This is a genomic window from Streptomyces katrae (genome assembly GCF_000717655.1).
Lineage (GTDB): Bacteria > Actinomycetota > Actinomycetes > Streptomycetales > Streptomycetaceae > Streptomyces > Streptomyces katrae_B.
The window spans coordinates 494,319-518,075 of the sequence record NZ_JNZY01000010.1 but is presented as its reverse complement, the minus strand read 5'-3'; the positions used below and the strand labels follow the sequence as shown (position 1 = coordinate 518,075).

The window sequence follows — 23,757 nt, the reverse complement described above, 5'->3', positions numbered from 1 at the left end:
GCCCGGCGGCCGCCGGCTCCGGGGCGGGTCAGCCGGTCCGGGCGGCGGGTCAGCCGGTCCGGGGCGGGTCAGCCGAGGAAGAGCGGCAGTTTCGCGGCCGCCTCGCCGAGTTCGGCCCGCTCCGCTTCGGTCGGGGCCCGGCGGCCGGTGCCGATCAGGAGGGCGTCCTTGTCGGTGAACGACGCGGGGAAGGGGGCGCCGGCGATCTCCTCCAGCATCGCGCGGGACCGGGCCGGCCCCTCCGGGGGCGGTTCCGCCGCGTCCGGGAGGTGCGCGATCAGGTCGAGGTGGTGCAGCGTCCATTCCAGGACGTACGCGGTGAGGTAGTCGCCCACGGTGAGTACCTCGCCGCGGGTGCTCACCCGTGCGCCGGGGTCGGCGAGTTCCGCGGCGCGTCCGGCGGCGGAGCCGACGTCGTCGAGGTGGAACGTGAGCAGGCGCGGTTCCTCGTACGCGGCGGCCAACCGGACGATCAGCGCGCCGAGCGGGTCCTCGCCGGTCGGCGGCCGGTCCTCGACGTTCCAGTAGGTCACCGCGTCGACGGTCGGTTCCGCTTCGGCGGGGGTGGCGAGGGTGATCAGGACGTCCTGGGCGTCGATGATCAGGTGGCACACCAGGTCCCGTACGAGCCAGCCGGTGCAGCCGGAAGGCTGCTCGAAGGCCGTGTCCGGGAGCGCGGCGACCGCCGCGCGCAACGCCGTCCACGAGCGTGAGAAGAGATCCACACCGGCACGGTAGTGCGGAGCCGGAATGCCGGACAAGCCGCACCTCCGTCGGACGCTACCCGTCGATCAGCGGCAGCACGGGGAGGGTGTGGTGCTGCCAGATGAGCCGGGAGGCATCCTCCGGGTAGGCGGTGACGGCCGGTCGGGTGTCGAACAGCCGGGCAAGGCGTCGACCGGTGTCGTACGCGGGCCACCCGGGATCGCCGTGGGCGGCGAACGAGGTCCATGCGGCGCGCATGCGGGCGGACAGGGCCTCCGCCTCCGGGGACGGCGCCTCGCCGATCAGCATGGCCGGCTGACCGCGGTCCAGGTTGCCGAAGACGAGCGGTACGTCGAGGCCGTGGCAGGCGCCGAACGCGCCGCCCATGCCGGGGGCGGGCCAGGTCAGCTCGTAGACGTGTGCCCGGCCGCCGGCTGCCGTCTGGGCCTCGGCGAGGTGCAGCGTCGGCATGCGGAACAGCCAGTCCGAATGGACCAGCTCGTACAGCTCGTCCGGGCCCGCCGTCGGGAAGGCGTCGCGGTAGCGGCGCTCGCCGTCCGGGCCCGGGGCGAAGAGGCGGAGGGCGCTCGCCGCCTGCTCCTCGGTCACCTGGCCCAGCAGGCCGTCGAGGGCGGTGAACAGGCGCTGCTCCTCGCGGGTGTGGCCGACGAGGAGTTCGACATCCCGGCCGGCACCGTCGGTCAGGGCCTGCCACGGGGTGACGGTCAGGACGTCACCGTCGACGACGGGTGAGAAGGGGATCGACCTGTGCGCGGCCGGCCCCCAGCGGTCCGCCCACCGGTCCATCTTGGCGCTGACCGCATCACCGGCGGTGGACAGCCGGTGCGGAGCAACACCGGACAGGTCGGCCACCGTGGACCGCAGCCCCAGCTCGGCGGCGCAGGCGGCGGTGATGTCCGCGGCGAGCTCGCGCGAAAAGTACGTGCCCTGCGCGCTCTGTGCAACGGCCCGGCGGAAGAGCCCCGTGGCACGGTCCGTCGCCAGCAGCGCGGCAACCGAACCGCCGCCCGCCGACTGACCGAAGACCGTGACCCGCTCCGGGTCGCCGCCGAACGCGCGGATGTTGTCGCGCACCCACTCGAGAGCGGCGACCTGGTCGAGCAGCCCCCGGTTCGCGGGAGCCCCCTCGATCTGCGCGAAACCTTCGATGCCCACGCGGTAGTTGAACGTCACCACGACGACGCCGCCGTCCCGCGCGAGCCGGCCGCCGTCGTACTCGGGGAGGCCGGACATGCCGATCACGTAGGCACCGCCGTGGATCCACACCATCACCGGGAGCCCGGCGTCCGGGCCGGGGTCGGGCGACCAGACGTTGACCGTGAGCCAGTCGTCGCCCGCCGTGTCCTGTGCCAGCGCGTCCATGCCGAACACACCGGCCTGCGGGGGTGGCGGACCGTACGCAACCGCCTCCCGCACCCCGCTCCAGCCCTCCGCCCGCCGCGGCGCGGCGAAGCGCAGCGCGCCGACCGGGGGCGCGGCGTACGGGATGCCGCGGAAGACCGCCACGCCCGCTTCCCGGGTCCCGCGCAGCGCGCCGGCGGCCGCGCGGACTTCGGGCCCGGGCCCGGACTCGGAGGATTCGTACGCGGCAGCGGTCATGACAGTTCCCCTCGGACGGGTCGACGGGGCTCACAGCGGCCCCCCGACCCTGCGCATCATCCGCCGTCTCCGGATTTGGCGCTGACCATTTACGCGGCAGGCTTCGCGTCCCGCCGGCTCGTCACCGTGCCGGCTGCGCACCAGGAGGGTTCGAAAAGATCACTGTGTGAGGGCAACGCCCCTGGTGATCGATGGGTAACGCCTCCCCGCAGCGAGCCGGCGGATCACCCCTCCGGGCGTTTGTCCGGAATATCATTCATTACTATGAAATCGGACGATTTTACCCAACTGAGATACTTGAAGTCGTGTCCGGTGGTCGCAACTTCCGGTCCGTCGGAGAAAACTGGTCCGCCATCGAGAGCCACTACGCATGACACCGACGCAGAACCCCACCCGGGATTGTTTCAGCAAAGCAATGCGGAGGTATCCGATTGAGCTGCACCAGGACGGACAACCGAAAACCTGCAAACGGCCACTTGACGAACCGCCGCATCGCCGCGGGGTTCACGTTCTTCCTCATAATCTCGCTGGCCAGCTTCACCGGACCCGCCGCCCGAGCCGAGGCGGCCTCACCGTACGGCGCCAAGGCCGTCGAAATCGCCGCCTCCAAGCGGGGCGCACCGTACGTCTACGGGGCGACGGGGCCGAGGGAATTCGATTGCTCGGGCCTCACCCTCTACGCCTTTAGAAAGGCCGGCCGGAAGCTTCCCCGTACGGCCGACGAACAATACGAAGGTACGCGCCACATCCCACGCGTTCAGCGCGTGCCGGGCGATCTCGTCTTCTTCCCCGCAGGCGCGACCATAGGACATGTGGGAATCTACGCCGGTCACGACAAGATCTGGCACGCCCCGCGGCCGGGCACGCGCGTCCGGCTCGAGCGCATCTGGAGCGGCAACGTCCGCTACACGCGTGCCACCTGAGCAGGAGGCAGAGCGATGACCGATGCACCCGCGCCCCAGCACTACTCACCCCGGTGGAACGGCGACACCCGCGCGGCTCCGCCTGACGTGGGCGGCGAACGGGAAACGCTGGGCGCGGTCCTGGACTGGCAGCGGGCCACCTTCGAGCTCAAGTGCGCCGGCCTGTCCCCGGAGCAGCTGTCCGAGAAGGCCGTGGCGGCGTCCGCGCTCTCCCTGCACGGACTGGTCCGGCACCTGTCCGGCGTCGAGCGCTGGTGGTTCCGTATCCAGTTCGCCCAGGAGGACGTCCCGCTGCTCTACTACTCCGACGACGACCCCGACCAGGACTTCGAGAGCCTGGACGGTGACGTCGAGGAGGCCTTCGCAGTGTGGCGGGCGGAATGCGAACGATCCCGGCAGATCACTGCCGCCGCAGCCTCGCTGGACGAAACGGGGATCCGCAAGAGGACCGGCGAGCCGATCTCGCTGCGCAGGATCATGGTCGACATGATCACGGAGTACGCCCGGCACAACGGTCATGCGGACCTCCTCCGCGAAGGGATCGACGGCGCGACGGGGATGTGACCCGGCAAGCCGTCCCGGTCGGGATGCCGCGAGGCATCCCGGATCCGAGGGGAGGTCCCTGCGTGGGTGTCGGTGGAGTGCCGTGGCAGCAAGGTCCTGGCTCAACGGCTCGGCACGCGCCTCCCTTCGACCCGGAGCCGGGTGCCGCGCTGGCCGCCGGGGGTGAGGGGGCGAAGCAGCCGGTCACCCTTGAGGGCCTTGCGGCCAGGCAGGAGCGTGATGCGGCGGTACGGCCCAGGCCGACGGTTCGCGAGCTCCGGTCCGGCGGCCGCTTCGAGGTGGAGGAGCTGCGGGCGCCGGGGCCCGGGGCCGGGAGGGAGGTCACGCTCGTCAGGGGCCGGCCCGCCGGGACCAACGGGCCGCTGCCGCTCCTGTACTCCATGCACGGCGGCGGAATGATCACGGGCAATGCATGGTCCGTCCTTCCGCGGCTGCTGCGCGAATGGGTGCTGCCGATGCGGCCCGCGGTCACATCCGTCGAGTACCGGCCGGCGCCGCAGGCGCAGTACCTCCAACCCGTGGAGGACTGTCATGCCGGACTCGTCTGGGCGGCTGATCACGCGGCCGCCACGGACCTGGCCGGGCTCCTCACTCACGTACGGCTGATCCCGTGCCCGATCTCCGCGGCGACCTCGGCGTGGGCGAGGTACTCCTCGATGCTGTGCGCCCGGCCGTTGGCGTTCTCCACGGCCATGTCGGTGAGCTTGCCCCAGGTCTCCCCCAGCGGACAGCCGAGGGCGACCGTGTCGGTGGGACACCAGGCATTGATCCAACGGCGCACTCGGGCCGACAGGTTGGGTCCGGGAGGCAGCAGCCGGCTGTACACCGTGTCCATACCGAGAGGGCTGCCGGTGCTGACGAGCAGTGAAACCTCCAGCCCCTCCGGGAGCCGGTGGACGAGGTCCATCCCGACGACCGTGCCGAGGCTGTGGGTGACGAGGACGATTTCACCGGAGGGCGGCAGGGTGTCGAGCACACTGGTCAGGACTGCGTCACGGACGGACCGGTCGTCCAGGTACGCGTCGACGTCGCGGAACCGGGTGGCGATGGCCAGCGCGTCCATGTCGGTCGTGGCGACGAGCCAGCTCACCGCCCGGCGAAGTCGTCCGGCCAGTGCGCTCCCGATGCTTTCGCCGGCCGTACCGCCGTCCTGCGGCATGCCCGCTTTCGCCGCCGCCTGCAGGAGGAGCTGCTCGTACATGCCCGTCGTCGACTCCGCGGCGAAGGCCTCGGCTGCCGAGTGGCCGCTCAGCTCCTCGAACGGGCCGGAGGCCGGGACGGCCTCGCGGCTTCCGTCGCCCTCCCTTCGCCTGATGGCCTCGACGATCCGGTCTGCGTAGAAGGGGAACCACACGTCCGCCGGGTCGACGGTGGGGAGGCCGGCGCGGGTGAGTCCGTGGTTCAGGCCTGCCGTCCAGCCACGGCGCAGCTCCTCGGGTTCGTGCTCGTGCTGGCTGCGGCCGTGGAGGAAGACCAGGTGCCGTCCGCCGACGGCGGGAGTGCCGCGGGCGGGCAGGCCGCTGCGGATCACCGCGGTTCCGGCCGGGCCGGCGGCTTCGTGCGGGGAGCCCGAGCCCGCGGCGGGGAGCGGGGACGGGGCCGGGATCGGGGCCGGGATCGGGGCGGAGATCGGACCGGGGACCGGAGCGGAGGCGGGCGCCGCGGCGGCGGGGCCTTGCTGGAGGCCGGACTCCGGGCCCATCTCGGCGAGCAACGCGCGCTGTTCGGGTTCCGGCTGCAGCGTGGCGAGATGTTTGAGGATCGAGCTGACGCGCGCGCCCTCGTTCGCGATGTAGTCGATGGCGTCGTCGGGGTCGCCGGGGCGTGCGATGCCGCCGTTCTTGAGCAGCCTGTTGCCTTGGGCGTCCTCCCTCGCCACGCCGCTGTGGTGGAGGGCCACGACCTCCCACTGGTCGTTGAAGACCGGTGATCCGGAGTTTCCGCGCTCGGTGTCGGTCGTGTAGTGGAGGAACTCGGGGAGCCGGTCCTGGACCGTGTTGTCCCTGAACGCGACCTCCTTGAACCGGCCCCCCGGGTGGCCGATGACGTTGACCCGTTCGCCCAGAAGCACCTTGCCCTGCTGGACGCTGAGCCGGTTCCAGCCGAAGACTTCACCCGGGAGGCGGCCGTCGGCTGCCGGGGCGACCGCCACCAGCGCGAAGTCGAGGTGCTTGTCCATGACGAAGAAGGCCGCAGGATCGAGTGCGAAGCGGACGGCCGCGTCCGGGGTGTTGTCGACGGTGTTCTGGACGTTGAACTCGACGAAGCAGCGCCGGCTGAACGCCTCGTCCAGCAGGACGTGCTGATTGGTCATCAGCAAACGGGGAGAGACCATGAAACCGGTGCCGTGCGGCTGCTCACGGCCCTCGGTGCGGACGGAGATCCGGGCGACGGTGGCGGCGGCGCGGGCACCCCGCGGCAGGAAGCTCCACGGCTGGGACTCGTTGGCGATGTTGATGATGCGCTCGTTGGCGCCGGCCTCCGTGAGCGCCGCCGCGCGAACGCCGTCCACCAAGGCCGAGGCCGGGACCCCGCCTCTGTCGATGAGCCTGCCGGCCCGGGCGGCCACGTGCTCGGCCGAGTCCGGGAATCGCGTCCCCTCGGCCTGTCGCTCCTCCACGGTCCGGCGCGTGCTGGTCGCGTCGCGGTAGCGCCGGCTCGCCGCAGCCTGCTGCCGTTCGAGCGCCTCGCGTGCTTCGTCCAGCTCCGCCAGCTCGGACATGGGATCCACCGTTCCGTCGTCGAAGAGGTCTCCTACCAGGGAGCAGCCGTGGGACCGCGCCCGCAACAAGTACGGGGCCACTTGAGTCGTCGGACCGGAAGGCGTCTCATGCGTACGGCCCACCCCGGATGCGGCACGTGCCGGCAGCCGGCCATGCTGGCCGAAACCCCACGGCAGGCAGTCCGCAGCCGCGCAGCAGGCGGAGGAGGAGTCTTGGCACCTCTGGCTCGGATTCCGTTGGACGGCGGTGGCAGCCTTCTGATCGAGGGGCCGGCCGCCTGGGCGGGACCGGTGAAGGCCGGTCGCCTCAGCGATGCCCTTCACGATCTGCCGGGCAGCCTGCAGGAGGCCCTGGAGCCGATCACGGAGGCGGCGCGCGCCACCCTGGAGCAGCTGCGCAAGGCCCGCCCCGATGCGATCACCGTCGAGTTCGGCGTCGACCTCGCGGTCAGGGCCGGGGCCGTGATCACCAGGACCGGCGCCAACTGCCACGTGAAGGTGACGGTCCAGTGGACGAACAAGGGCCCGTCCTCCACGAAGTGACCGGCACGCTCACCGGAACGTTCCCTCCCCGGGCCGGGGAGTCTGCCCCGAGGGATCGGGCTGCGCCGGGGAGCCGGACTCGGAGTGCCAGTGGACTGCGCCCGTTCCCAGGGCGATCGTGACGCGGGGCCGCATGGGCTCGTCGCCGCGGCGGGAGAGCATCACGATCTCCTCGACCCGGGCCGGCATGCTGCCCAGCCGGGCAGCGCATTCCTCGGCCAGACGCCGAGGCTCATGGGTGCGGCCCAGTGACAGGTGCGGCGTGAAGGTCGGGAATCGCCCGCCGCACAGTGGGAACGGCCCCGTCAGGGCCTCCTGGAGCGCCGTCCAGGGCGCGAGGCCGGCCGCGGCCGGATCGAGCCACACGGTGGCGTAGGCCCGGTGCCGGAAGGTACGCACCCCGCTCAGCCGGATCGCGAACGGCTCCGTCTCCGCGGCGGCCGCGGCCAGCAGTGGGGCCGCCGCCGGAAAGTCGGCCTCCGGGACGAAGCCGAAGACCAGGTTGACATGGGGCGGCCAGCGGCGGATCTGGGGGTCGTGCACCTCACGGATGCTCTGGATGACGGGCCACGCCCCGGCCGGGGGCAGCCACACCACGGCGGTCCGTGGTGTGGGGGGCACCTCCATCGATGCGCTGATCAGCCGCGGCCTCCGTCGGAGGGGCCGCGTACCGGGGCCGGGCGCCAGGGTGCGAAGGCGCTCGCCGTCCGCGGCAGCAGGCCCGCCAGCTCGGGGCAGTGCCGTAGGACGATGCTCGTCATGCCGTTGCGTTCGATCCAGTCCATGCCCAGCGGCGTGTAGACCTCGGGCCGGAAGTCGACCGTGAGGAAGCGGTCGCTCTGCAGCCGCCGGCTGGCCATCAGGATGAAGATGCGGAAGGCCGTGTCGCTGAAGCCGAAGCCCTGGGGCGGATTCTCGGCGAACAGCCCCACCATGGTGTCGATCTGGTCCACGTCACGGTAGACCCCCTTCAGCCGCGCGACCGTGTCCGGGTCGCAGGAGAGGTCCTCGAAGCGGCGCAAGCGCGGCTTGTGGAGTCCGGCCCGGAAGTCGTTGTACCGCGGCACACCGCGCCGCCGGGTGCGCACCAGGTCGACCACGGACAGGTCGATCACCTCGCCGTCCCGCTCGAACGCCTGGAGGGCGCGGGGGTAGTTGTGCAGGGTGATCGCGCCGGGATGGGCGATGCCGAGTGAGTACAGCGAGTTGGCCAGACCGGTCTTGCGGATGAGCGGTTCCGCCGCGGTGCCCTGCAGGTCGTTGAACCCGAGGGTGTCGAGCCTCCGGCCGAGCCGGTGGTCCACGATCTCGAAGTCGTCCGGCAGCAGGGGGTGCATGCGGTAGACGGTGACGAAGTCCTCGGTGAGGGAGTACGGCGCGGCGTGGTGGTCCGGCAGGGTCTTCGGGATACCGGTCAGCGAGTGCGCCTCGAACAGCCACAGCCCCAGCTGTGTGAGCCAGTTCTTCGGCGGTCCCTGCCAGTTGGTCTTCAGCCCGATGTCGATCGCCTCGGTGGCGAGGATCGCGGGGGTCCACTCGACCGTGTGGATCTTGGCGATGAGAGCGGAGACGACGAGCCGTGCCGTGTGGTAGATACGGTCCTCGTCCAGCCGCGGGTACTCCTGCCGCAGCGCCTCGCACACCGCGTTGTGCTCCCGGGCGAACAGCGTGTGCATGGCGCTCAGGCCGAGCCACCAGCTCTCCGCAAAGCCGGTGAGGGGGAAGCCGTTCGGGCTGAACGGCAGGTGCCCGTCCTCCAGGCGCAGCCCGGCCCCGCCGTCCGGCTCGCGCAGGGACGTTCCGGCGTCCTTGGTGCCGCCGTAGACCTCCGAGCCGTCCCACCAGTGCGAGGCCGAGTTGCCGAACAGGATGGGCGGAGCTGCGCCGTCTGCGGCGGTCAGGCTCTCGTTCTCGGCGAAGCGCATCACGGTTTCGGGCCGACCGCCTGGGGTGTTGCTCCAGGTGACACCGGGCGGGAGCGGCACCTCGACGCTCTTCGTACCGGTCGGGTAGCGCTTGTGGTTGACCCAGTCGTGCACCTGGAACTGGATCCACGCGGCGGCCAGGATGTTCAGCGACCGCGCGGGGATGAACGCATCGCGCTGCAGCAGCTCCCTGCTGACGGTGACCGGGTTGGGGGTGTCGAACAGGTCGGGCCGGTAGACGGGTGGGAGGTTGCGGCCGAAGGGCGATCCGACGGCCCCCATCTTCGGCGCGGACAGGTCGTTGTAGGTGCCGTCGTAGCTGCGCGCGGTCCGCATCTGCTCGTCGACGGGCGCCGGCACCGGCTGGGCCTTGGGCGGAGCCTCGTGGATCTCGGTGTCGATGAGGTTGTACCGGCGCAGCGCCTGCCGCAGCGTGACGAGGTTGAGCAGGCCGAGCCGGGTGGGCAGCCGATGCCAGGGTACGAACCGGTTGAGGGCCTGGAATGCGGCGTCGAGCGGCACGCCCAGCACTGCGTTGCGGTGCGGCTCGGTGGTGACGAAGCGGTGGCCCAGGCGGTGGGCGCTGCTGGCTTCGTAGGCCGCCTTGCGGGCACGGTTGAGGTTGCCCAGGGGCCGGAACTCCTCCGTCGTGTTCCACGGGTTGAAGACCAGCTGGTCGACCCGCACCGCGGCGGCCCGCGCCTGTGCGCTGTCGATGTCCTGGCGCGGGATCGTCAGCGTCGCGACCGGGACGACGGGCGCATCCTCCTCCGTCCACTCGGCCGCACCGTCCTCGATGGGCGTCCGACGGGCGTCCACGTAGCGCTGGACGCACAGCTCGAAGACGACGTCCGCCTTCTTCAGGCGCTGTGCCAGCTCGTGGTGCAGGTGGTCGGGGTCGGTACGGGAGGGGTCCGGGGCCGGGGACGCGTTCGCGGCGGGGCGCAACTGGTAGCGCACGGGCCCCTGATCGCCCCACAGGATGGCGCCGCGGCTCCAGTACGTCTCCAGCGCAAGGCTGCGTACGGTGCGGCTCGTTCCGGCGCGTACGTTGCGCCGCATGCGCGCCGCCGTGGACCAGCCGACCGCGAGGGGCAGGGTGAGGAACAGTGCGGATGCCTTGCGGAGCGTCGTATCGGCACCTGCCATGGCCTTCGCGAATTCGACGAACTCGCGTGCGTTGCGCGCATGGGAGACCGGGAAGCTCGTCATGAGGAGGTCGTGGGCCTCCTCCGGCCCCACCTCGATGCGCAGTGCTGCTCCCCGCAGGTCGGGGGCGTGGTCGGGCATGCGGGCGCCGTTCGCATTGGACAGCCGGACGGTCACCGGGTATTCGGCCGCAGGTCTCGCGAAGCCGGTTTGCAGGTCCTGCGGCAGGTCCCGGACGAACGCCAGCCGGGCGTTCTCCACGCCGAGGACGGCCTTCGCGTGGAACGCCCGCTCGATGCCCGCCGCGCCGCTGCGCTTCCTGGCCTTGAGCTGGACCCGCATGAGCTCACGGGCGAGCCGCTCGAAGACGATGCGTTCCGCTTCGGGGTCGCCGCCCACGTAGCGCTCGTACTGCCCGATGTCGTGCATCTGTGCCCCTTCGAACGGCTGCCCGTGACGGTGGCTGCGGGCATCTTCGTCACACGCAGCAACTCTGACCCACGGGCGGGGCTACGTCGCGCGGAGCAATGCAGACGGGTACATCGGGGTCGCGGGTCGACCGCCGTGCTGCGTTCCTGCTCACAGGCCCGTTCACCCGAACGGACCCGTGCGGTCAGCCCGAACGGGTCTGCCCGGGGAGACTGGCAGGCAGGATGACGGCACAGCACGCCATCGGATCGTCGTCCTCGCCCGATGCGGCAGGGCACGGATTGAGGGAGTGCCGATGAGAGTCTACGAGGCCATCGTCAAGGGGCTGGAGGGCATCGGGGTCCAGGCCGCATTCGGCGGGGCCGGCGAGAACGCCGCCGGCCTGATGCTGGCGCTGAAGCATTCGCAGCAGATCCGGCCGGTCATCACGCGGCACGAGCAGGCCGCGTCCTTCATGGCCTGCGGCTACGCGATGTACACGAACCGGCTGGGCTTCTGTTTCGCGACGGCCGGGCCCGGTGCGTTCAACCTGTTCTCCGGACTGGCCGTGGCGATGTCCGACTCCTACCCGGTCCTCGCCGTCTCCGGTTACGCCTCGATGAAATGGCAGGGGTGGGGCTCGCTCAACGAGACCTCGGGCCTGAACCGCACGCCCGACTCCCGGGCCATGTTCGCGGCGACGACGAAGAAGTCCTTCCTGCTCACGGATGCCGCCGACACATGCGACGTCCTCGAGGAGGCGGTCAACACCGCGTTCGAGGGGCGGCCGGGGCCGGTCCACATCCACGTACCCGAGAACCTCACCGAGCACGGCATCGAGGTCACGGACTTCCGGCACATCCGGCTCGACGTCAAGCCGGTCGTACCCGATCCGGCCCTCGTGGAGGAGATCGCCTCGGTGCTGGCGGACGCCCTCACCGGGCGGAAACGGATCGTGGCCCTCGTGGGCTTCGGCGCCGTCCGCAGCGGAGCGGGAGCGGAGGTCAAACGGCTGATCGAGCGGTTCCAGATTCCGCTGCTGACCACGCTGGACGGCAAGGGCATCGTGTCCGAGGGGCATCCGCTCTCGGTCGGCGTCTTCGCCGACAGCGGCCACTCGAGTGCGTGGAAGGCCTTCCGTGAGGCGGACGTCGTGCTGTGCATCGGCAACTCGCTCAACCAGCACGCCACGTTCAACTACCGCGAGGACCTCTTCGACAACAAGGTGCTCATCCATGTCAACATCTCCGAGGCCGAGTTCCACAAGGCCTACCGGCCCGACCACACTCTGCTGTCCGACGCGCGCCTGGCGGTGGCGGCGCTCGTCGAGGCGCTGGAGAAGAAGGTCGGCGAGGTCCCGAGGGCCGAGGTCGACGGCCGGGACTACGAGGCCCGGCACATCACCCACCTGACGGGGCACATCCACCCCGGAGAGCTCGCCCAGGCGATCGGCCGGATGCTGCCGCCACAAGCCGTCCTGCTCGCCGACGCGGGCGCGCACCTGGCCTGGCTCGGCTACTACGTGGAGCTCGAAGAGGGACAGAACTTCCGCAAGGCCGGTTCGTTCGGACCGATGGCCGGCCATGTCAACGGCGCCATCGGCCTGAAGGTCGCGCACCCGGAGCGGACGGTCGTCGTCGGCTGCGGCGACGGATGCTACTCGCTGTCCGGGTTCGAGCTGATGACGGCCGTCGAGAACGAGATCCCCGTCATCTGGGTCATCTTCGACGACCGGGAGTTCAAGCTGATCAAACTCTTCCAGCTCACCACCTACGGGGAGACGGGGCTGGTCGAGTTCCAGAACCCGGACTTCGCCGCCTACGCGCAGGCGTGCGGCGCCGACGGCTACCGCGTCGAGACGCTGGAGGAGTTCGAGAAGGCGTTCCGTGCGGCGCTGACCTCCGGCCGGCCCACCGTCATCGACGCCAGGATCACGCGGTGGGCCGTCCCGCACTACAGCCCCTCACCGGACGGCGTCATCGCCGGTCTCGTCGAGACCATCGAAGCACGTCTGCGCGACTGACCGCCGGCCGGCTCGGCTGCCACCGAAAGGGGCAGGAGCATGACAGACCTGACGAACACGCACCGCCACACCGGGCTCGACGCCCTCTTGAACCGCCCGCTGATCACATCGATCTGGCGCCGCCGCACCCACCGCGTCAGCCGCGGAAGCTCCGTCGAAGCCGGCTCGATGAGCTGGTCCTCCACCGAGGCACGCGCACCGCTGACGGAGCTCGAGGAGGCAATTCTCATCTCCATGACGGGGTGCACCGGCCTCACCATGCCGGACCGCCCCTTCGCCGATCCCCGCGACCGCAAACCGATCATGGCCAAGCCGAACCTCAACATGGCCGGACGGACCGCGGGCAGCCCCGACAACGCCCAGGGCACCCACTTCTTCCTGATCAACGACACCGGCACCTACTTCCTGCGCAAGCTGCCTCCCCCCGCCGACGGCTCACCGGCCACCTTCGACGCGGAGACCCTGTGCTCGCGCGCCGCCCAGGCGAAGGTGCAGCTGCTGGACCACCGCATCGACGTACCGGACGGGAAGCGCGACTTCCCCGCCTACCTCGACTCCAACCGGTTCCTCTCGAACCTCCCGGGCACCACCATCCTGTTCCCGGTGGTGGACCTGTCGCGGCAGTACATCAACGGCATGATGTACCTGCTCACGCAGCCCGAGGGCGCACGGCCGGCCATCGTCGACGACCGGAACCTCTACCGCTCGGCGGGCGTGGCCAAGTGGGTCAAGTCGGGGTTCCTGAACAAGGACATCAAACTCCCGCTGGGCGCGATCTGGGCGATGCGCACGCAGATCGAGGCCGACCTGCTGCTGCAGAACCTCATGCTCACCGCCGACGCCATGGGGCTCGGGGCATGGATCCACGCCTCGCTCGCCCCGCCGATCATGCTGGGCGACCCCAAGTTCCGTCCCACGTACGGTCCGATGCTCGGCTTCGACTGGACCACGCCCCGGTGGCGGCCGGCCGACCTCCTGCGCTGGCAGGTGCCGCTGCCGCGCCATTCCGCGCTGCGGGCGACCACCGTCGGCCTGCGCCACGACGGGGAGCACCTGATCAAGGCGATGTGCCCGCCGAACTACGCCACGATGAACGACGCCGTCGACGCCGTCGTGGCGGACAAGTTCGGGCCGCAGGGCATCTACACCGACGAGGGCTTGTTCGAGCGCATCTACCGGGGCGAGTTCGGTGTCCGGTACCTGCGCGAGGCCAGCAACTACTCGGCCGACGTCGTCGCCTGCACGCGCGACATCTGCACGTACATCTACGAGACCCACGGACGGTTCCCCGCGCACTGCGACACGATCCACGTCCCTGGAGTCTGGCTGCAGGCCCACCACGTCGAGACCGCCTACTACGAGCGGTTCTTCCGCGACGGCCTGACCGAGGCCCACCGGCTGCACGACCGCCAATGGCACGGCTGAGCACTTGGCAGGACGGCCGCGCAGGCGGGTCCGACGACTGGCTGGCCCCTGATGCAAACAAGTCATGGCACCAGGACTCCGGCTGACCGACGGTCAGTAGGCCGCACCGCGCTCGTACGAGAGGTGGTGCGGGGCCAGCGAGCGCAGGAACGCGTGCGCGTCGAAGATCTCGCCGGGCGCGACCACCCCGGTCTTCCCGGCCTGTCCCGCGAGGATTCGACTGACCGCCTCCACGACGAGAGGCGCGCTGACGGCGTAGATGTCCTGTCCGCGGGCGACGGCACGGCGCCGGGTGCCGCCCGCGCGGACGACGACCTCGACGAGGAAGGTCTGTGCCGAGCGCCCCCGCTCGTCGACCGGCTCCGGGGGTTCCGCGTCCGCGGCCAGGACGTCCTTGACGGCCTCGAGCGTCATAAAGGTGTGGATGTCCGGCGCGGACAGGTGGTGTGCGATGGTCACGCTGTCGGTGGTGGTGAACTCGCCGATCACGGGCCGGTCCCCGACCGGAGCGGGAAACGCCCACCGGCCCGTGGGCGCCTCGTCGGTACGCAGCTCCAGACGGCCCTTCGCGTAGACGAGCCGCCGGCCTTCGCGCCGGCTCCGGGAGACCTGGCCGGACCCGCGCGTCCCGGCTGTGGGCCGCCAACTGCTCAGGGCGAACGCGAGGTGCACCTCGTCGGCTTCCGGGGCGGTGCCCAGGGCGGCGGTGGCGAGCAGGTCGCCGAGCCCCCCGTAGAACGCCATCGCCGGAACGACCACGATGCCGGCGTCGCGGGCCCGGTCCGCGAAGTGCGTGAACGTATCGGCGACGGCCTCGACCTCCCCCGCGACGTCCAGGTAGGCGATCCGCTCGCGCAGCGCCGCCTCGATGACCGGGGCGGCCGTCACGGCGAACGGACCGGCGCAGTTGATCACGGCTGCCGCGCCGGCCAGTGCGCGGTCGAGCGAAGCCGGATCGCCGGCCGCGGCCGGCCGGACGTCGAGTCCGGGAAAGTCGTCGGCCAGCGCCCGCAGCTTGCCGGGGTCACGGCCTGAAAGGATCGGGACCAGCCCCCGCTCCAGCAGTTCGGACACGACGAAGCGTCCGGTGTGCCCGTAGGCGCCGAACACCGTTACCGCGGCCGCTCGACTCGTTCCCATGTGGTTCCCCCGTCTTGTGCGCTCGCGCTTCTCGGGCTCGTGCGCGAATGATCAACGGATGCCATGGTGCCGCCGGTGGCCTGCGGCCGGGAGTGGCAGCAACGACATGGCCCGTACACTTTCGGACATGAGCCTTGTCGCGCTGGCCGTCACACCCGGGGTACCGCACTTCGAACTCGCCGCCGCCTGCGACGTCTTCGGCGTCAACCGGTCGGATCTCGTCGATCCCTGGTACGAGTTCAGCGTGTGCGCCCCGGGCACCGTGCCCGTCGGCGACCGCTTCCGGCTCGAGCCCGACGCGGGACTCGACCAGCTCGTCCATGCGGACACCGTGATCGTCCCGGCGTGCGCCGATCCGGACGCGGACCCGCCCGCCGAACTCGTCGATGCCGTGCGCGCGGCACACGATGCGGGCGCCCGGGTCGCCTCCCTGTGCACGGGCGCGTTCGTACTGGCCGCCGCGGGTCTGCTGGACGGGCGCCGCGCGACCACGCACTGGCTGCACGCCGCCGCGCTGGCCGAGAGACATCCCCAGGTGGACGTCGATCCGGACGTGCTCTACGTGGACCACGGCACCGTGCTGACCTCGGCCGGCAAGGCCGCCGCGATGGACCTGTGTCTGCATCTGGTCCGCCTCGACCACGGCTCGGCCGTCGCCAACGAGGTGGCGCGCCGCCTCGTCGTACCACCCCATCGGGCCGGGGGTCAGGCCCAGTTCGTCGCCACCCCGCTGCCCGAGCGCCCCGACCACCCCCTCGGCGCGCTGCTGGCGTGGGCGATGGAGCGCCTCGACCAGCCGCTCACCGTGGAGGACCTGGCGCGCCGGGCGAACATGAGCTCACGCCACCTGGCCCGCGTCTTCACGGACATCGCCGGCACCACTCCGTTGCGCTGGCTGCTGACGCAACGCATCCACCGCGCCCAGGAACTCCTCGAAACCACCGACGACACCATCGGCTCGATCGCCGCGGCCACCGGCATGGGTACGGACGCCACCCTGCGGCGCCACTTCAACCGCACGGTCGGCGTGCCACCGGACACCTACCGACGCACCTTCCGCAGTGCTCGTCCGGACCGCCTCGGCTGACCGCCCGCGGTCATCCCCGGGGCAGGGCCTTCTTCAGTTGTTCGTGCAGGGCTTTGGCGAGTTCTTCGTCGGAGGGCGGCTTGTCACCCTGGAGCCGGGCCAGTTGGGCGGTGAACGTCTGGCTGAAGGCGCCGTAGAGCGGGGTGCGCGGCCGCTGGACGGCGTTCTCCAGTGCCGGCAGCAGGGTGCCGCGCGCGTAACCGGGACGGCCGTACGCGTCCCGTGGCATGTGGTCGGTGCGCTCACTCGACGGAGCCGCGGTGGCCTGGCCTGGTGGCTTCGCTGCCTCGCACTTCAGTTTGTCGTCCACGTACGCGGAGATCCGGGTGGCCGCGAACCCCGCGTCGAGCAGGCAGCGTTCGCTCTCCCTGCTGGTGAGGAACTCGATGAGCTCCCGGGCCGCGTTGCTCCGCGGCGACCCCGTGGCCACGGCCAGGTTCTGGCCGCCCAGCACCGCCCGGCCGGGCAGCGGGGCCACGCCGAGCTTCTCTTCGGACAGGGACTGGTGGAGCGTGCGGTAGGCGTACGGCCAGTGGCGCAGGAAGCCGGTACGGCCCGCCGCGAAGTCGGTGAGCGTGTCCGCCTCGTCGGACTGGGCGGCGGAGGCCAGGGTGTAGGCCGCCTCGGTGCGGTTGCCCAGCTCGTCCAGCCCCGCCTTCAGGTCGTCCACGGAACCGGCGTAGCGGCCCTCCTTGTCCGTGAGGGTGAAGCCGTCGGAGGCCGAAGCGGAGGCGAAGGCCTCGATGCCGTTGACGGTGAGCCCTTCGTACGACGCGTCGAGCTGCGAGGTCCAGCCCTTCTCGTAGGCCTCGGGCAGACTCTTGCGCGCCGCGTCGAGGGCGCGGATCAGCTGCTGGACGACGGGCCAGCCGCCGCCGGTGCCCTTGCTCAGGTCGGTCTCCTTGACGCCCGCGCTCTGCAGGTAGTCACGGCGGTAGAACAGCAGCCCGACGTCGCTGTTGAAGGGGACCGCGTAGAGCTTGTCCCCCCAGCCGGCGGTGGCGGCGACGGACTTGACGACGTCGGAGTCGACCAGCTTGCCGGGGAGCTGCTGGACGAGGCCCGCGGCGGCGAACTCGGGCACCCAGGTCACATCGAGGTTGACCACGTCGTACTCGGCGCTGCCGGACTGCAGCGCGCCGAGCAGCTGGCTGCGCTGCTGGTCCGCCGAGCCGGGCAGCTCGACGAGGCGGGCCCGGTGGCCGGAGCCCTTGCCCTCCTGCTGCGCGTTCCACGCATCGATCAGCTGCTGGCGGATGCCGCCCTTGCCGGTCACGTCCCGGCCGCTGGCCAGCACGATGTCGCCCGGCTGGTCGGCCGCGCCTGCGGCGCCGCCCTGCCCGCCGCCGGCTGCCTCGCCTCCGCCGGCGTCGCATCCTGCGGTGAGCAGCACGGCGAGGAGCAGTGCGGACGCGGCGCGCCCTGCGGGCCCGAGCCTCATCCCTGATCCCCCGTTCCGGTCCTCGCGACCTCGTCCCGCAGCCGCGCGACGAGATCGCTCTTGGTGTCCAGGCAGCGGCCGCCGCTCGTCTCGGAGACGAGCGCGTCCGGTTTGTCCTTGTCACAGCCTCCGCTGTCCAGGGAGGCCATGACCACCGGGACCCTCTTCCCCGTCCGCACGGACAGGAGCAGAGCGTCGAGCCGGCCGCCCTCGTTCAGCCGGTTGTTGTCCTCGTCATCCGTCAGGTAGACGATCAGCTGCGGACCGCGGCCGTCGGTACCGCGCTGCCTCATGAAGTCCAGGGCCGCGATCAGCGCCTTGTCGGGATCGGCTTCGAGGTCCTTGACCTGGGCGTTGGCGGTGATGGTCTTCTTCGCCTCCTCGCGCGAGTGCCTGCCGAACGACAGCACTTCGCTGTACGCGCGGGAGCTGCCCGGCTCGGTGGCCACCGCCCAGACCCCGTACTCGTCCAGCTGGCCGAGCCCGGCGAGGGACTGGGAGATGATGCCGGGGGCGCCGCCGGGCCCCTGCCAGAGGCTCCCCATGGACCCGGACGAGTCGAGCAGGAAGAGCACCCGGCCCGGACCGTTGGCCTCCCGATAGCCCTTCAGCGCCGCGGTCATCGCGGGTGGGAGGGCGGGGCCGGTGAGCGGGCCGGGGTCGTCCAGGGCCCCGAAGTTGCTGAACACGACGCCCTTGTCGGCGGACGGTGCGCTGCCGTTGCCGAGGGGCCTGTGAGGGCCCGATGCACTGCGGAAGCCGTCGTTCCCGAATACGGCGAGTCCGCCTCGGACCGCGGGAGCGGCGGTGTTCGCTCCGTCCTTCGCGGATGCTCCCTTGCCGGTCAGCCACGCGCGGAACCGCTCCGCGGCGTTGTCCCGTGCGACTTTGTCCCGTTCGGGTCCCAGCCAGCGCACTCGTACGAACGTCGGGGTGAGGCCCGGGACGTCGGTGGGGTACTCGGCCATCCGGCGGACACGGGTCCTGCTGTCGCAGCCCACTCCGGTTCTGAGCAGGAACTCCGGCACCAGCGCGGTGGTGCGCTTGTCCGCGGTGTGGTCGCCGGGCAGGGTGCACAAGAGTTCCCCGCCGGTGCGCGACGGCGGTCCCGGCTGGCCCACGCTGTGTTCGGCGGCGGCCGGATCCTGCGCGCCCGCGCCGTACAGGCCGACGGTCGCGAGCAGGCCGGAATCACTGTTCTCCGGGTCCGTACGCCGTAGTTCGGACTTCGGCTCGCGCTTCTTGAGCGCCTCCGTCAAGGCTGCGAGACCACCGACCCGGGCGGCGACCGCCTCCTCCGCCAGGTCCTGCGGTACGGCGAGCACGACCGGCGAGTACGCGAAGGGCTCGGGATCTGCCTCCAGCGCGACGTAGGTCCGCTCGCTGGACGCGGTACGGGCCCGGTCGACGCTCGAGGACGAGCCCGGGATCCAGATGTCCGGCTGCGGGCCGATGTCGCGCTGCGGGTTGGTTTCGTCGGTCACGGGCCGCTGCCAGGGATCGGACTGCCGGCCGAACGCGGCGACGGCCGCGGCGGCTCCGGCGCTGTAGACGGTGATGCCCGTGCGCCTGCACCCGCCTTCCGACGTGTTCTCAGCCGACGTCAGGTACGCCTCCGCGGCCTTGCGGACGGTGGGTTCCAGTTCGGGGTCGGTGAGCAGCCTGAGTTCGAGCGGCGGCTTGCAGGGGGCGCCGTCCCCTCCGTCGAGCGCGGCGATGCCGGTGGCGACGAGTCCGGCGATCGCCGCGGACACGCCGATGGCGATCGCGAGCCTCCGGCCGGTGAGGGGTCGGAGCCCGCCCAGCCAGCCCGGCCAGCCCGGCCTGCCCAGGCCTCCTGGTCTTCGGGCAGGGCGGGGGCCGGGGCCCGGCGACAGCGGCGTGGACGGCCGGTTGCCGGACCCGCCCGCGGCGGAGTCGAGTTCCGGCGAGGACGGCACGTCCTGCGAGGGGGCGGGAGGTGCTGCGAGCAGTACGTCGGCGCCCGAGGTGGCCGCGTGGCTCTGCGGCTCCCACGGCTCGGCGGGCCCGCGCAGCGTCGTGTGGTGCTCGGACATGTGGGCCCACAGCTTCTGGGCCAGTTCGGCGAAGGCGACTTCGCCGCCCTGCCCGCCAAGGCCCTCGCGGAGCAAGTGCACGAGCTGGGCGGTGTACGGCGTGGGCGAGTCACCGTCACCCGCGTCGATGCGGTTGTTGGCCTGGACGCTCATCAGCAGCGAGGTCCGCTGACGCTGGGCGGTACCCAGCGCGTTCCATGCCGCCGAGGCGTTGCCCGCGTAGCAGCAGTCGAGGATGACGACCACCTGCTCCGCCCGGGCGCGGGACAGCACGGTGAGGACGCTCTTCCAGGGCACGGCGCCGCGGAACACGGACTCGTCGCCCGGGACGATCGTCGCCCGCCGCATCAGCAGCCAGAGCTCGTCCCCCGTACTGGGCACGGCGCCGTGGCCGGAGAAGTAGAGCAGGAGCAGCCCTTCGGCCTCCTCCACCGCGGTGTCCAACTGCCGGTCGAACTCGTCCACGGTGCCCGGCCGGGTGACGGTGATCCCGTCCTCGGCGAACACGCCACCCCCGCGCAGGGCCCGCTCCAGTGCGGCGAGGTTCTGGCCGACCGCGCCGAGGTCGCCCGACACTCCGAAGGGGTGCTCGGGCTGCTTGAAGTCGTATTCGGGGACTCCGACGAGCAGCGCCCGGTTCGCTTTCCCACGCGGGTCGAAGCGCGCCACCGGGCTATCTCCCGTCGCTCTCCGGCGCGACCTCGACCTCCGGGGGTTCACCGCGTTCGACGGAACGGCGGTTCTCCCGCCATGCACGGACCCCGCTCTTCACCTGCTCCAGCACTTCGTCGAACAACGTGTTGGCGGCTGCTCCGATCAGCACCAGCACGATCTCCATCCCGGCCCCCATCGGGCTGGTGGACCCGTCCTCCGTCCCCGCCCGCTCGTGGATCTCCAGCTCGCCGCTGTCCCTGCGGGCTTCGAGCTTCCGCTCCCGCTCGAGCCACGCCTTCAGCGCCGCGATGTCGCTCTCGCTCGCGCCCTGCGTCAGGCGCACGCGGATAGCCGTATTCGCCATAGCCTCCCCCTCAGCCACAACTCAGCATCATGACATGTGCGTTGTACAGAGGGGCACCCTTTGGTCACGAACGGGGTCACGCCCCGGTGCCGACGGCTTCAGCCGGCCGCCGCCGGCCGGTAAGGGCGGAAGAACTCGCGCAGTTCCGCCGCGTAGAGCTCGGGCTCCTCGAACGGTGCGAAATGGCCGCCGCGCGGGGGCTCGGTCGCGTACACGACGTTCGCCGTGCGATCCAGCCACGCCCGGGGCGGGCGGACCACGTCGCCGCCGAAGACCGAGAAGCCGGAGGGCACCTCGACCCGGCGGGCGTGCTGCTCGGGCGGGACCGCGGCGTTCGCGCGGTACATGCGCATCGACGAGCCGATCGTCCCCGTCAGCCAGTAGAGCGTGACGTTCGTGAGGATCTCGTCCTTCGTGAAGCTCCGCTCGACGTCACCGTCGCAGTCGCTCCACGCCCGGAGCTTCTCGACGATCCATGCGGCGAGCCCGGCCGGCGAGTCCGTGAGCCCGAAGGCGGCGGTGTGGGGCTTCGTACGCTGCAGGGCGGCGTACGCGCCCTCGGTCGCGCCCCAGGCCGCGGCGTCCTCGAGCCAGGCGCGCTCCTCGGGCGCGAGGTCCGCCGGGTCGCCGGTGAACAGGGGCAGGCCCGCGTCGGTGCGGTGGACGGCCACGACCCGGTCGGGGTGGTCGAGCCCGAGGCAGCGGCTCACGTGGCTGCCCATGTCCCCGCCCGCCGCGCCGAATCGCGGGTAGCCGAGGACCGCCATGAGCTCGGCCCACAGGCCGGCGACGGCGGTGTAGTCGAGGGGCGGGCCGGCGGGGCGGTCGGAGTACCCGAAGCCCGGCATGTCCGGCACGACCACGTCGAACGCGTCGGCGGGATCGGCGCCGTGGGCGCCGGGGTCGGTGAGGAGCGGGATCACCTTCGCGTAGCGCCAGAACGAGTCCGGCCAGCCGTGGCTGAGTACGAGCGGCAGCACGGGCCCGGCCTGAGCGGTGGCCCGGACGTGCACGAAGTGGATCCCGAGATCGCCGAGGGGGACGCGGAAGCGGGGGAAGCGGGCCAGCTCCGCCTCCTGCGCCGGCCAGTCGAAGCCGTCCACCCAGTAGGCGACGAGCTCGCGCAGGTAGCCGAGGTCGGTCCCGAGCGACCAGCCTGCGTCCTCGGGCAGGTCCGGCCAGCGCGTCGCGCGCAGGCGTGCGCGGAGGTCCTCGAGCGCCGCGGGGGCGGTCTTCGGAGTGAACGGCTCGGGGCGGGGAGAGACGTCCGGCATGGGACGCATCCTAAGCGGACCCACGCCGGACGAGCCGCCCCCGACGCGGCGTCGGGGGCGGCTCGTCCGGCACAGCCGGCCATACGGTCAGCTGGCCAGCCGGCCAGCCGAAGCCGGTCAGCCGGTCAGCCGGTCAGCCGGTCAGTCGGTGCCGGACTCCATCGCGGCGCGGTCCAGCAGCTCGTCCTCGGCGGAGACCTCTCCGCGGGAGGCGATGGCCTCGGCGCCGCCCTCGGGCATGGCCCCGATCAGCCCGGTCGCCGCCGCCTGCGCGGCGCCGACCAGCTCGGGGTGGGCGGTGCCGACGATGCCGAGGCCGGCGTACTGCTCCAGCCGGGCGCGCGAGTCGGCGATGTCCAGGTTGCGCATGGTGAGCTGGCCGATGCGGTCCACCGGGCCGAACGCCGAGTCCTCGGTCCGCTCCATGGACAGCTTGTCCGGGTGGTAGCTGAAGGCCGGGCCGGTGGTGTTCAGGATCGAGTAGTCCTCACCGCGCCGCAGCCGCAGCGTCACCTCGCCGGTGACCGCCGAGCCGACCCAGCGCTGCAGCGACTCGCGGACCATCAGGGCCTGCGGGTCCAGCCAGCGGCCCTCGTACATCAGCCGACCGAGGCGCCGTCCCTCGTTGTGGTAGTGGGCGAGGGTGTCCTCGTTGTGGATCGCGTTGACGAGGCGCTCGTACGCAGCGTGCAGCAGCGCCATGCCGGGCGCCTCGTAGATGCCGCGGCTCTTCGCCTCGATGATCCGGTTCTCGATCTGGTCCGACATGCCCATGCCGTGGCGGCCGCCGATGGCGTTGGCCTCCATCACCAGGTCGACCGGGGAGTGGAACTCCTTGCCGTTGATCGTCACCGGGCGGCCCTGGTCGAAGCCGATCGTCACGTCCTCGGCGGCGATCTCGACCGACGGGTCCCAGAACCGTACGCCCATGATCGGCTGCACGGTCTCCACACCGGTGTCGAGGTGCTCCAGCGTCTTGGCCTCGTGGGTGGCGCCCCAGATGTTGGCGTCGGTCGAGTACGCCTTCTCGGTGCTGTCGCGGTACGGCAGCCCGTGGGTGACCAGCCACTCCGACATCTCCTTGCGGCCACCGAGCTCGGTGACGAAGTCGGCGTCGAGCCACGGCTTGTAGATGCGCAGGTGCGGGTTGGCGAGCAGGCCGTAGCGGTAGAACCGCTCGATGTCGTTGCCCTTGAACGTCGAGCCGTCGCCCCAGATCTGGACGTCGTCCTCGAGCATCGCCCGGACCAGCAGGGTGCCGGTGACGGCGCGGCCGAGCGGCGTGGTGTTGAAGTACGCACGCCCGCCCGAGCGGATGTGGAACGCGCCGCAGGCGAGTGCGGCCAGGCCCTCCTCGACCAGCGCCGCCCGGCAGTCGACCAGGCGCGCGATCTCTGCACCGTAGGTCTTCGCACGGCCGGGCACCGACGCGATGTCGGGCTCGTCGTACTGGCCGATGTCGGCGGTGTAGGTGCACGGGACGGCACCCTTGTCGCGCATCCACGCGACCGCGACGGAGGTGTCGAGGCCGCCCGAGAAGGCGATGCCGACGCGCTCGCCGGTGGGCAGGGAGGTGAGAACCTTAGACATGGGAAGAGTATGCACTTAAACGCATGTCTATGCAAACACGCTCTGTCTCTCCGCCCTCCCATCCGCCATCCGGCCCGGAAGCCGGATCCTCCCTGCGGGTGCGCTCCCGCTCCGACGGAGCGGCGCAGGCCGTGCGGCGGGCG

General features: G+C 71.4%; 17 protein-coding genes and 1 pseudogene. 7 read left to right on the top strand and 11 right to left on the bottom strand.

The genetic code is table 11. The features are described from left to right. Positions 1-68 precede the first annotated feature (68 nt). The gene (locus IF09_RS0116045; RefSeq protein ID WP_030296187.1) at positions 69-725 is read right to left on the bottom strand and encodes a maleylpyruvate isomerase N-terminal domain-containing protein; all 657 of its coding nucleotides are present in this window, start codon (positions 723-725) and stop codon (positions 69-71) included. Between the two features lie 55 nt (positions 726-780). Next, complete coding sequence (locus IF09_RS0116040; RefSeq protein WP_030296185.1) at positions 781-2,325, bottom strand: carboxylesterase/lipase family protein; 1,545 nt, start codon at positions 2,323-2,325, stop codon at positions 781-783. 491 nt (positions 2,326-2,816) lie between these two features. Between IF09_RS0116040 and IF09_RS0116035 the strand changes: the two genes are divergently transcribed. The 3 genes and pseudogenes from IF09_RS0116035 to IF09_RS48220 form a co-directional block, all read left to right on the top strand. Beyond that, a complete protein-coding gene (locus tag IF09_RS0116035; protein WP_030296183.1) occupies positions 2,817-3,248 on the top strand; it encodes an NlpC/P60 family protein in 432 nt (143 codons plus the stop codon). Between the two features lie 15 nt (positions 3,249-3,263). Then, entirely contained in the window at positions 3,264-3,812 is a 549-nt protein-coding gene (locus IF09_RS0116030; protein ID WP_030296180.1) for a DinB family protein, read from the top strand. 23 nt (positions 3,813-3,835) lie between these two features. Further along, a pseudogene (locus tag IF09_RS48220) lies at positions 3,836-4,369 on the top strand (alpha/beta hydrolase); the annotation flags it as partial. Positions 4,370-4,404: 35 nt separating this feature from the next. On the opposite strand, the gene IF09_RS0116025 reads toward IF09_RS48220, so the two are convergent. Further along, a complete protein-coding gene (locus IF09_RS0116025; RefSeq protein ID WP_030296178.1) occupies positions 4,405-6,534 on the bottom strand; it encodes a trypsin-like serine peptidase in 2,130 nt (709 codons plus the stop codon). A 213-nt stretch (positions 6,535-6,747) separates the two neighbouring features. Between IF09_RS0116025 and IF09_RS0116020 the strand changes: the two genes are divergently transcribed. Further along, positions 6,748-7,077 (top strand): CU044_2847 family protein, encoded by a 330-nt coding sequence (locus IF09_RS0116020; protein ID WP_037634918.1) that lies wholly within the window; start codon positions 6,748-6,750, stop codon positions 7,075-7,077. 9 nt (positions 7,078-7,086) lie between these two features. Here the strand turns inward: IF09_RS0116020 and IF09_RS0116015 are convergent, their stop codons facing one another. Together IF09_RS0116015 and IF09_RS0116010 are read right to left on the bottom strand one after the other, a co-directional pair. After that, the gene (locus tag IF09_RS0116015) at positions 7,087-7,704 is read right to left on the bottom strand and encodes a 2'-5' RNA ligase family protein (RefSeq protein WP_078613277.1); all 618 of its coding nucleotides are present in this window, start codon (positions 7,702-7,704) and stop codon (positions 7,087-7,089) included. 11 nt (positions 7,705-7,715) lie between these two features. Continuing rightward, complete coding sequence (locus tag IF09_RS0116010; protein WP_030296169.1) at positions 7,716-10,580, bottom strand: peroxidase family protein; 2,865 nt, start codon at positions 10,578-10,580, stop codon at positions 7,716-7,718. A gap of 295 nt (positions 10,581-10,875) precedes the next feature. Here IF09_RS0116010 and IF09_RS0116005 point away from each other — a divergent pair, with 295 nt between their 5' ends. Next, a complete protein-coding gene (locus IF09_RS0116005) occupies positions 10,876-12,582 on the top strand; it encodes a thiamine pyrophosphate-binding protein (RefSeq protein WP_030296168.1) in 1,707 nt (568 codons plus the stop codon). A 39-nt stretch (positions 12,583-12,621) separates the two neighbouring features. Next, the gene (locus tag IF09_RS0116000) at positions 12,622-14,007 is read left to right on the top strand and encodes a hypothetical protein (protein WP_030296166.1); all 1,386 of its coding nucleotides are present in this window, start codon (positions 12,622-12,624) and stop codon (positions 14,005-14,007) included. Positions 14,008-14,100: 93 nt separating this feature from the next. Here IF09_RS0116000 and IF09_RS0115995 read toward each other — a convergent pair whose 3' ends face one another. Then, positions 14,101-15,147, bottom strand: a complete 1,047-nt coding sequence (locus tag IF09_RS0115995; protein ID WP_030296165.1) for a saccharopine dehydrogenase family protein — start codon at positions 15,145-15,147, stop codon at positions 14,101-14,103. 127 nt (positions 15,148-15,274) lie between these two features. Here IF09_RS0115995 and IF09_RS0115990 point away from each other — a divergent pair, with 127 nt between their 5' ends. Beyond that, positions 15,275-16,234, top strand: coding sequence for a helix-turn-helix domain-containing protein (locus IF09_RS0115990; protein WP_037634915.1), 960 nt, complete (start codon positions 15,275-15,277; stop codon positions 16,232-16,234). A 10-nt stretch (positions 16,235-16,244) separates the two neighbouring features. On the opposite strand, the gene IF09_RS0115985 is transcribed toward IF09_RS0115990, so the two are convergent. The 5 genes from IF09_RS0115985 to argG all read right to left on the bottom strand — a co-directional run bounded on the left by IF09_RS0115985 (position 16,245) and on the right by argG (position 23,614). Further along, positions 16,245-17,675 carry an extracellular solute-binding protein gene (locus IF09_RS0115985; RefSeq protein WP_037634913.1) on the bottom strand — a complete coding sequence of 477 codons (1,431 nt, stop codon included), beginning with the start codon at positions 17,673-17,675 and terminating at the stop codon, positions 16,245-16,247. After that, the gene (locus IF09_RS0115980) at positions 17,672-20,401 is read right to left on the bottom strand and encodes a substrate-binding domain-containing protein (protein ID WP_030296160.1); all 2,730 of its coding nucleotides are present in this window, start codon (positions 20,399-20,401) and stop codon (positions 17,672-17,674) included. The genes IF09_RS0115985 and IF09_RS0115980 overlap by 4 nt, the downstream gene beginning before the upstream one ends. 4 nt (positions 20,402-20,405) lie before the next feature. After that, the gene (locus IF09_RS0115975; protein WP_030296158.1) at positions 20,406-20,750 is read right to left on the bottom strand and encodes a hypothetical protein; all 345 of its coding nucleotides are present in this window, start codon (positions 20,748-20,750) and stop codon (positions 20,406-20,408) included. A gap of 98 nt (positions 20,751-20,848) precedes the next feature. Further along, on the bottom strand, positions 20,849-22,024 hold the full coding sequence (locus IF09_RS0115970) for an epoxide hydrolase family protein (RefSeq protein WP_030296157.1): 1,176 nt from the start codon (positions 22,022-22,024) through the stop codon (positions 20,849-20,851). Positions 22,025-22,165: 141 nt separating this feature from the next. Beyond that, positions 22,166-23,614: an argininosuccinate synthase gene (argG, locus tag IF09_RS0115965; RefSeq protein WP_030296155.1), complete on the bottom strand. Its 1,449-nt coding sequence runs from the start codon at positions 23,612-23,614 to the stop codon at positions 22,166-22,168. Between the last annotated feature and the right edge of the window lie 143 nt (positions 23,615-23,757).

Bases quoted from the DNA above. Each gene is read 5' to 3' on its own strand.
- IF09_RS0115975 (WP_030296158.1), bottom strand. From the start codon at position 20,750: ATGGCGAATACGGCTATCCGCGTGCGCCTGACGCAGGGCGCGAGCGAG.
- IF09_RS0115990 (WP_037634915.1), top strand. From the start codon at position 15,275: ATGAGCCTTGTCGCGCTGGCCGTCACACCCGGGGTACCGCACTTCGAA.
- IF09_RS0116000 (WP_030296166.1), top strand. From the start codon at position 12,622: ATGACAGACCTGACGAACACGCACCGCCACACCGGGCTCGACGCCCTC.
- IF09_RS0115995 (WP_030296165.1), bottom strand. From the start codon at position 15,147: ATGGGAACGAGTCGAGCGGCCGCGGTAACGGTGTTCGGCGCCTACGGG.
- IF09_RS0115985 (WP_037634913.1), bottom strand. From the start codon at position 17,675: ATGAGGCTCGGGCCCGCAGGGCGCGCCGCGTCCGCACTGCTCCTCGCC.
- IF09_RS0116025 (WP_030296178.1), bottom strand. From the start codon at position 6,534: ATGTCCGAGCTGGCGGAGCTGGACGAAGCACGCGAGGCGCTCGAACGG.
- IF09_RS0116015 (WP_078613277.1), bottom strand. From the start codon at position 7,704: ATGGAGGTGCCCCCCACACCACGGACCGCCGTGGTGTGGCTGCCCCCG.
- IF09_RS0116010 (WP_030296169.1), bottom strand. From the start codon at position 10,580: ATGCACGACATCGGGCAGTACGAGCGCTACGTGGGCGGCGACCCCGAA.
- IF09_RS0116030 (WP_030296180.1), top strand. From the start codon at position 3,264: ATGACCGATGCACCCGCGCCCCAGCACTACTCACCCCGGTGGAACGGC.
- IF09_RS0116040 (WP_030296185.1), bottom strand. From the start codon at position 2,325: ATGACCGCTGCCGCGTACGAATCCTCCGAGTCCGGGCCCGGGCCCGAA.
- argG (WP_030296155.1), bottom strand. From the start codon at position 23,614: ATGTCTAAGGTTCTCACCTCCCTGCCCACCGGCGAGCGCGTCGGCATC.
- IF09_RS0115970 (WP_030296157.1), bottom strand. From the start codon at position 22,024: ATGCCGGACGTCTCTCCCCGCCCCGAGCCGTTCACTCCGAAGACCGCC.
- IF09_RS0116005 (WP_030296168.1), top strand. From the start codon at position 10,876: ATGAGAGTCTACGAGGCCATCGTCAAGGGGCTGGAGGGCATCGGGGTC.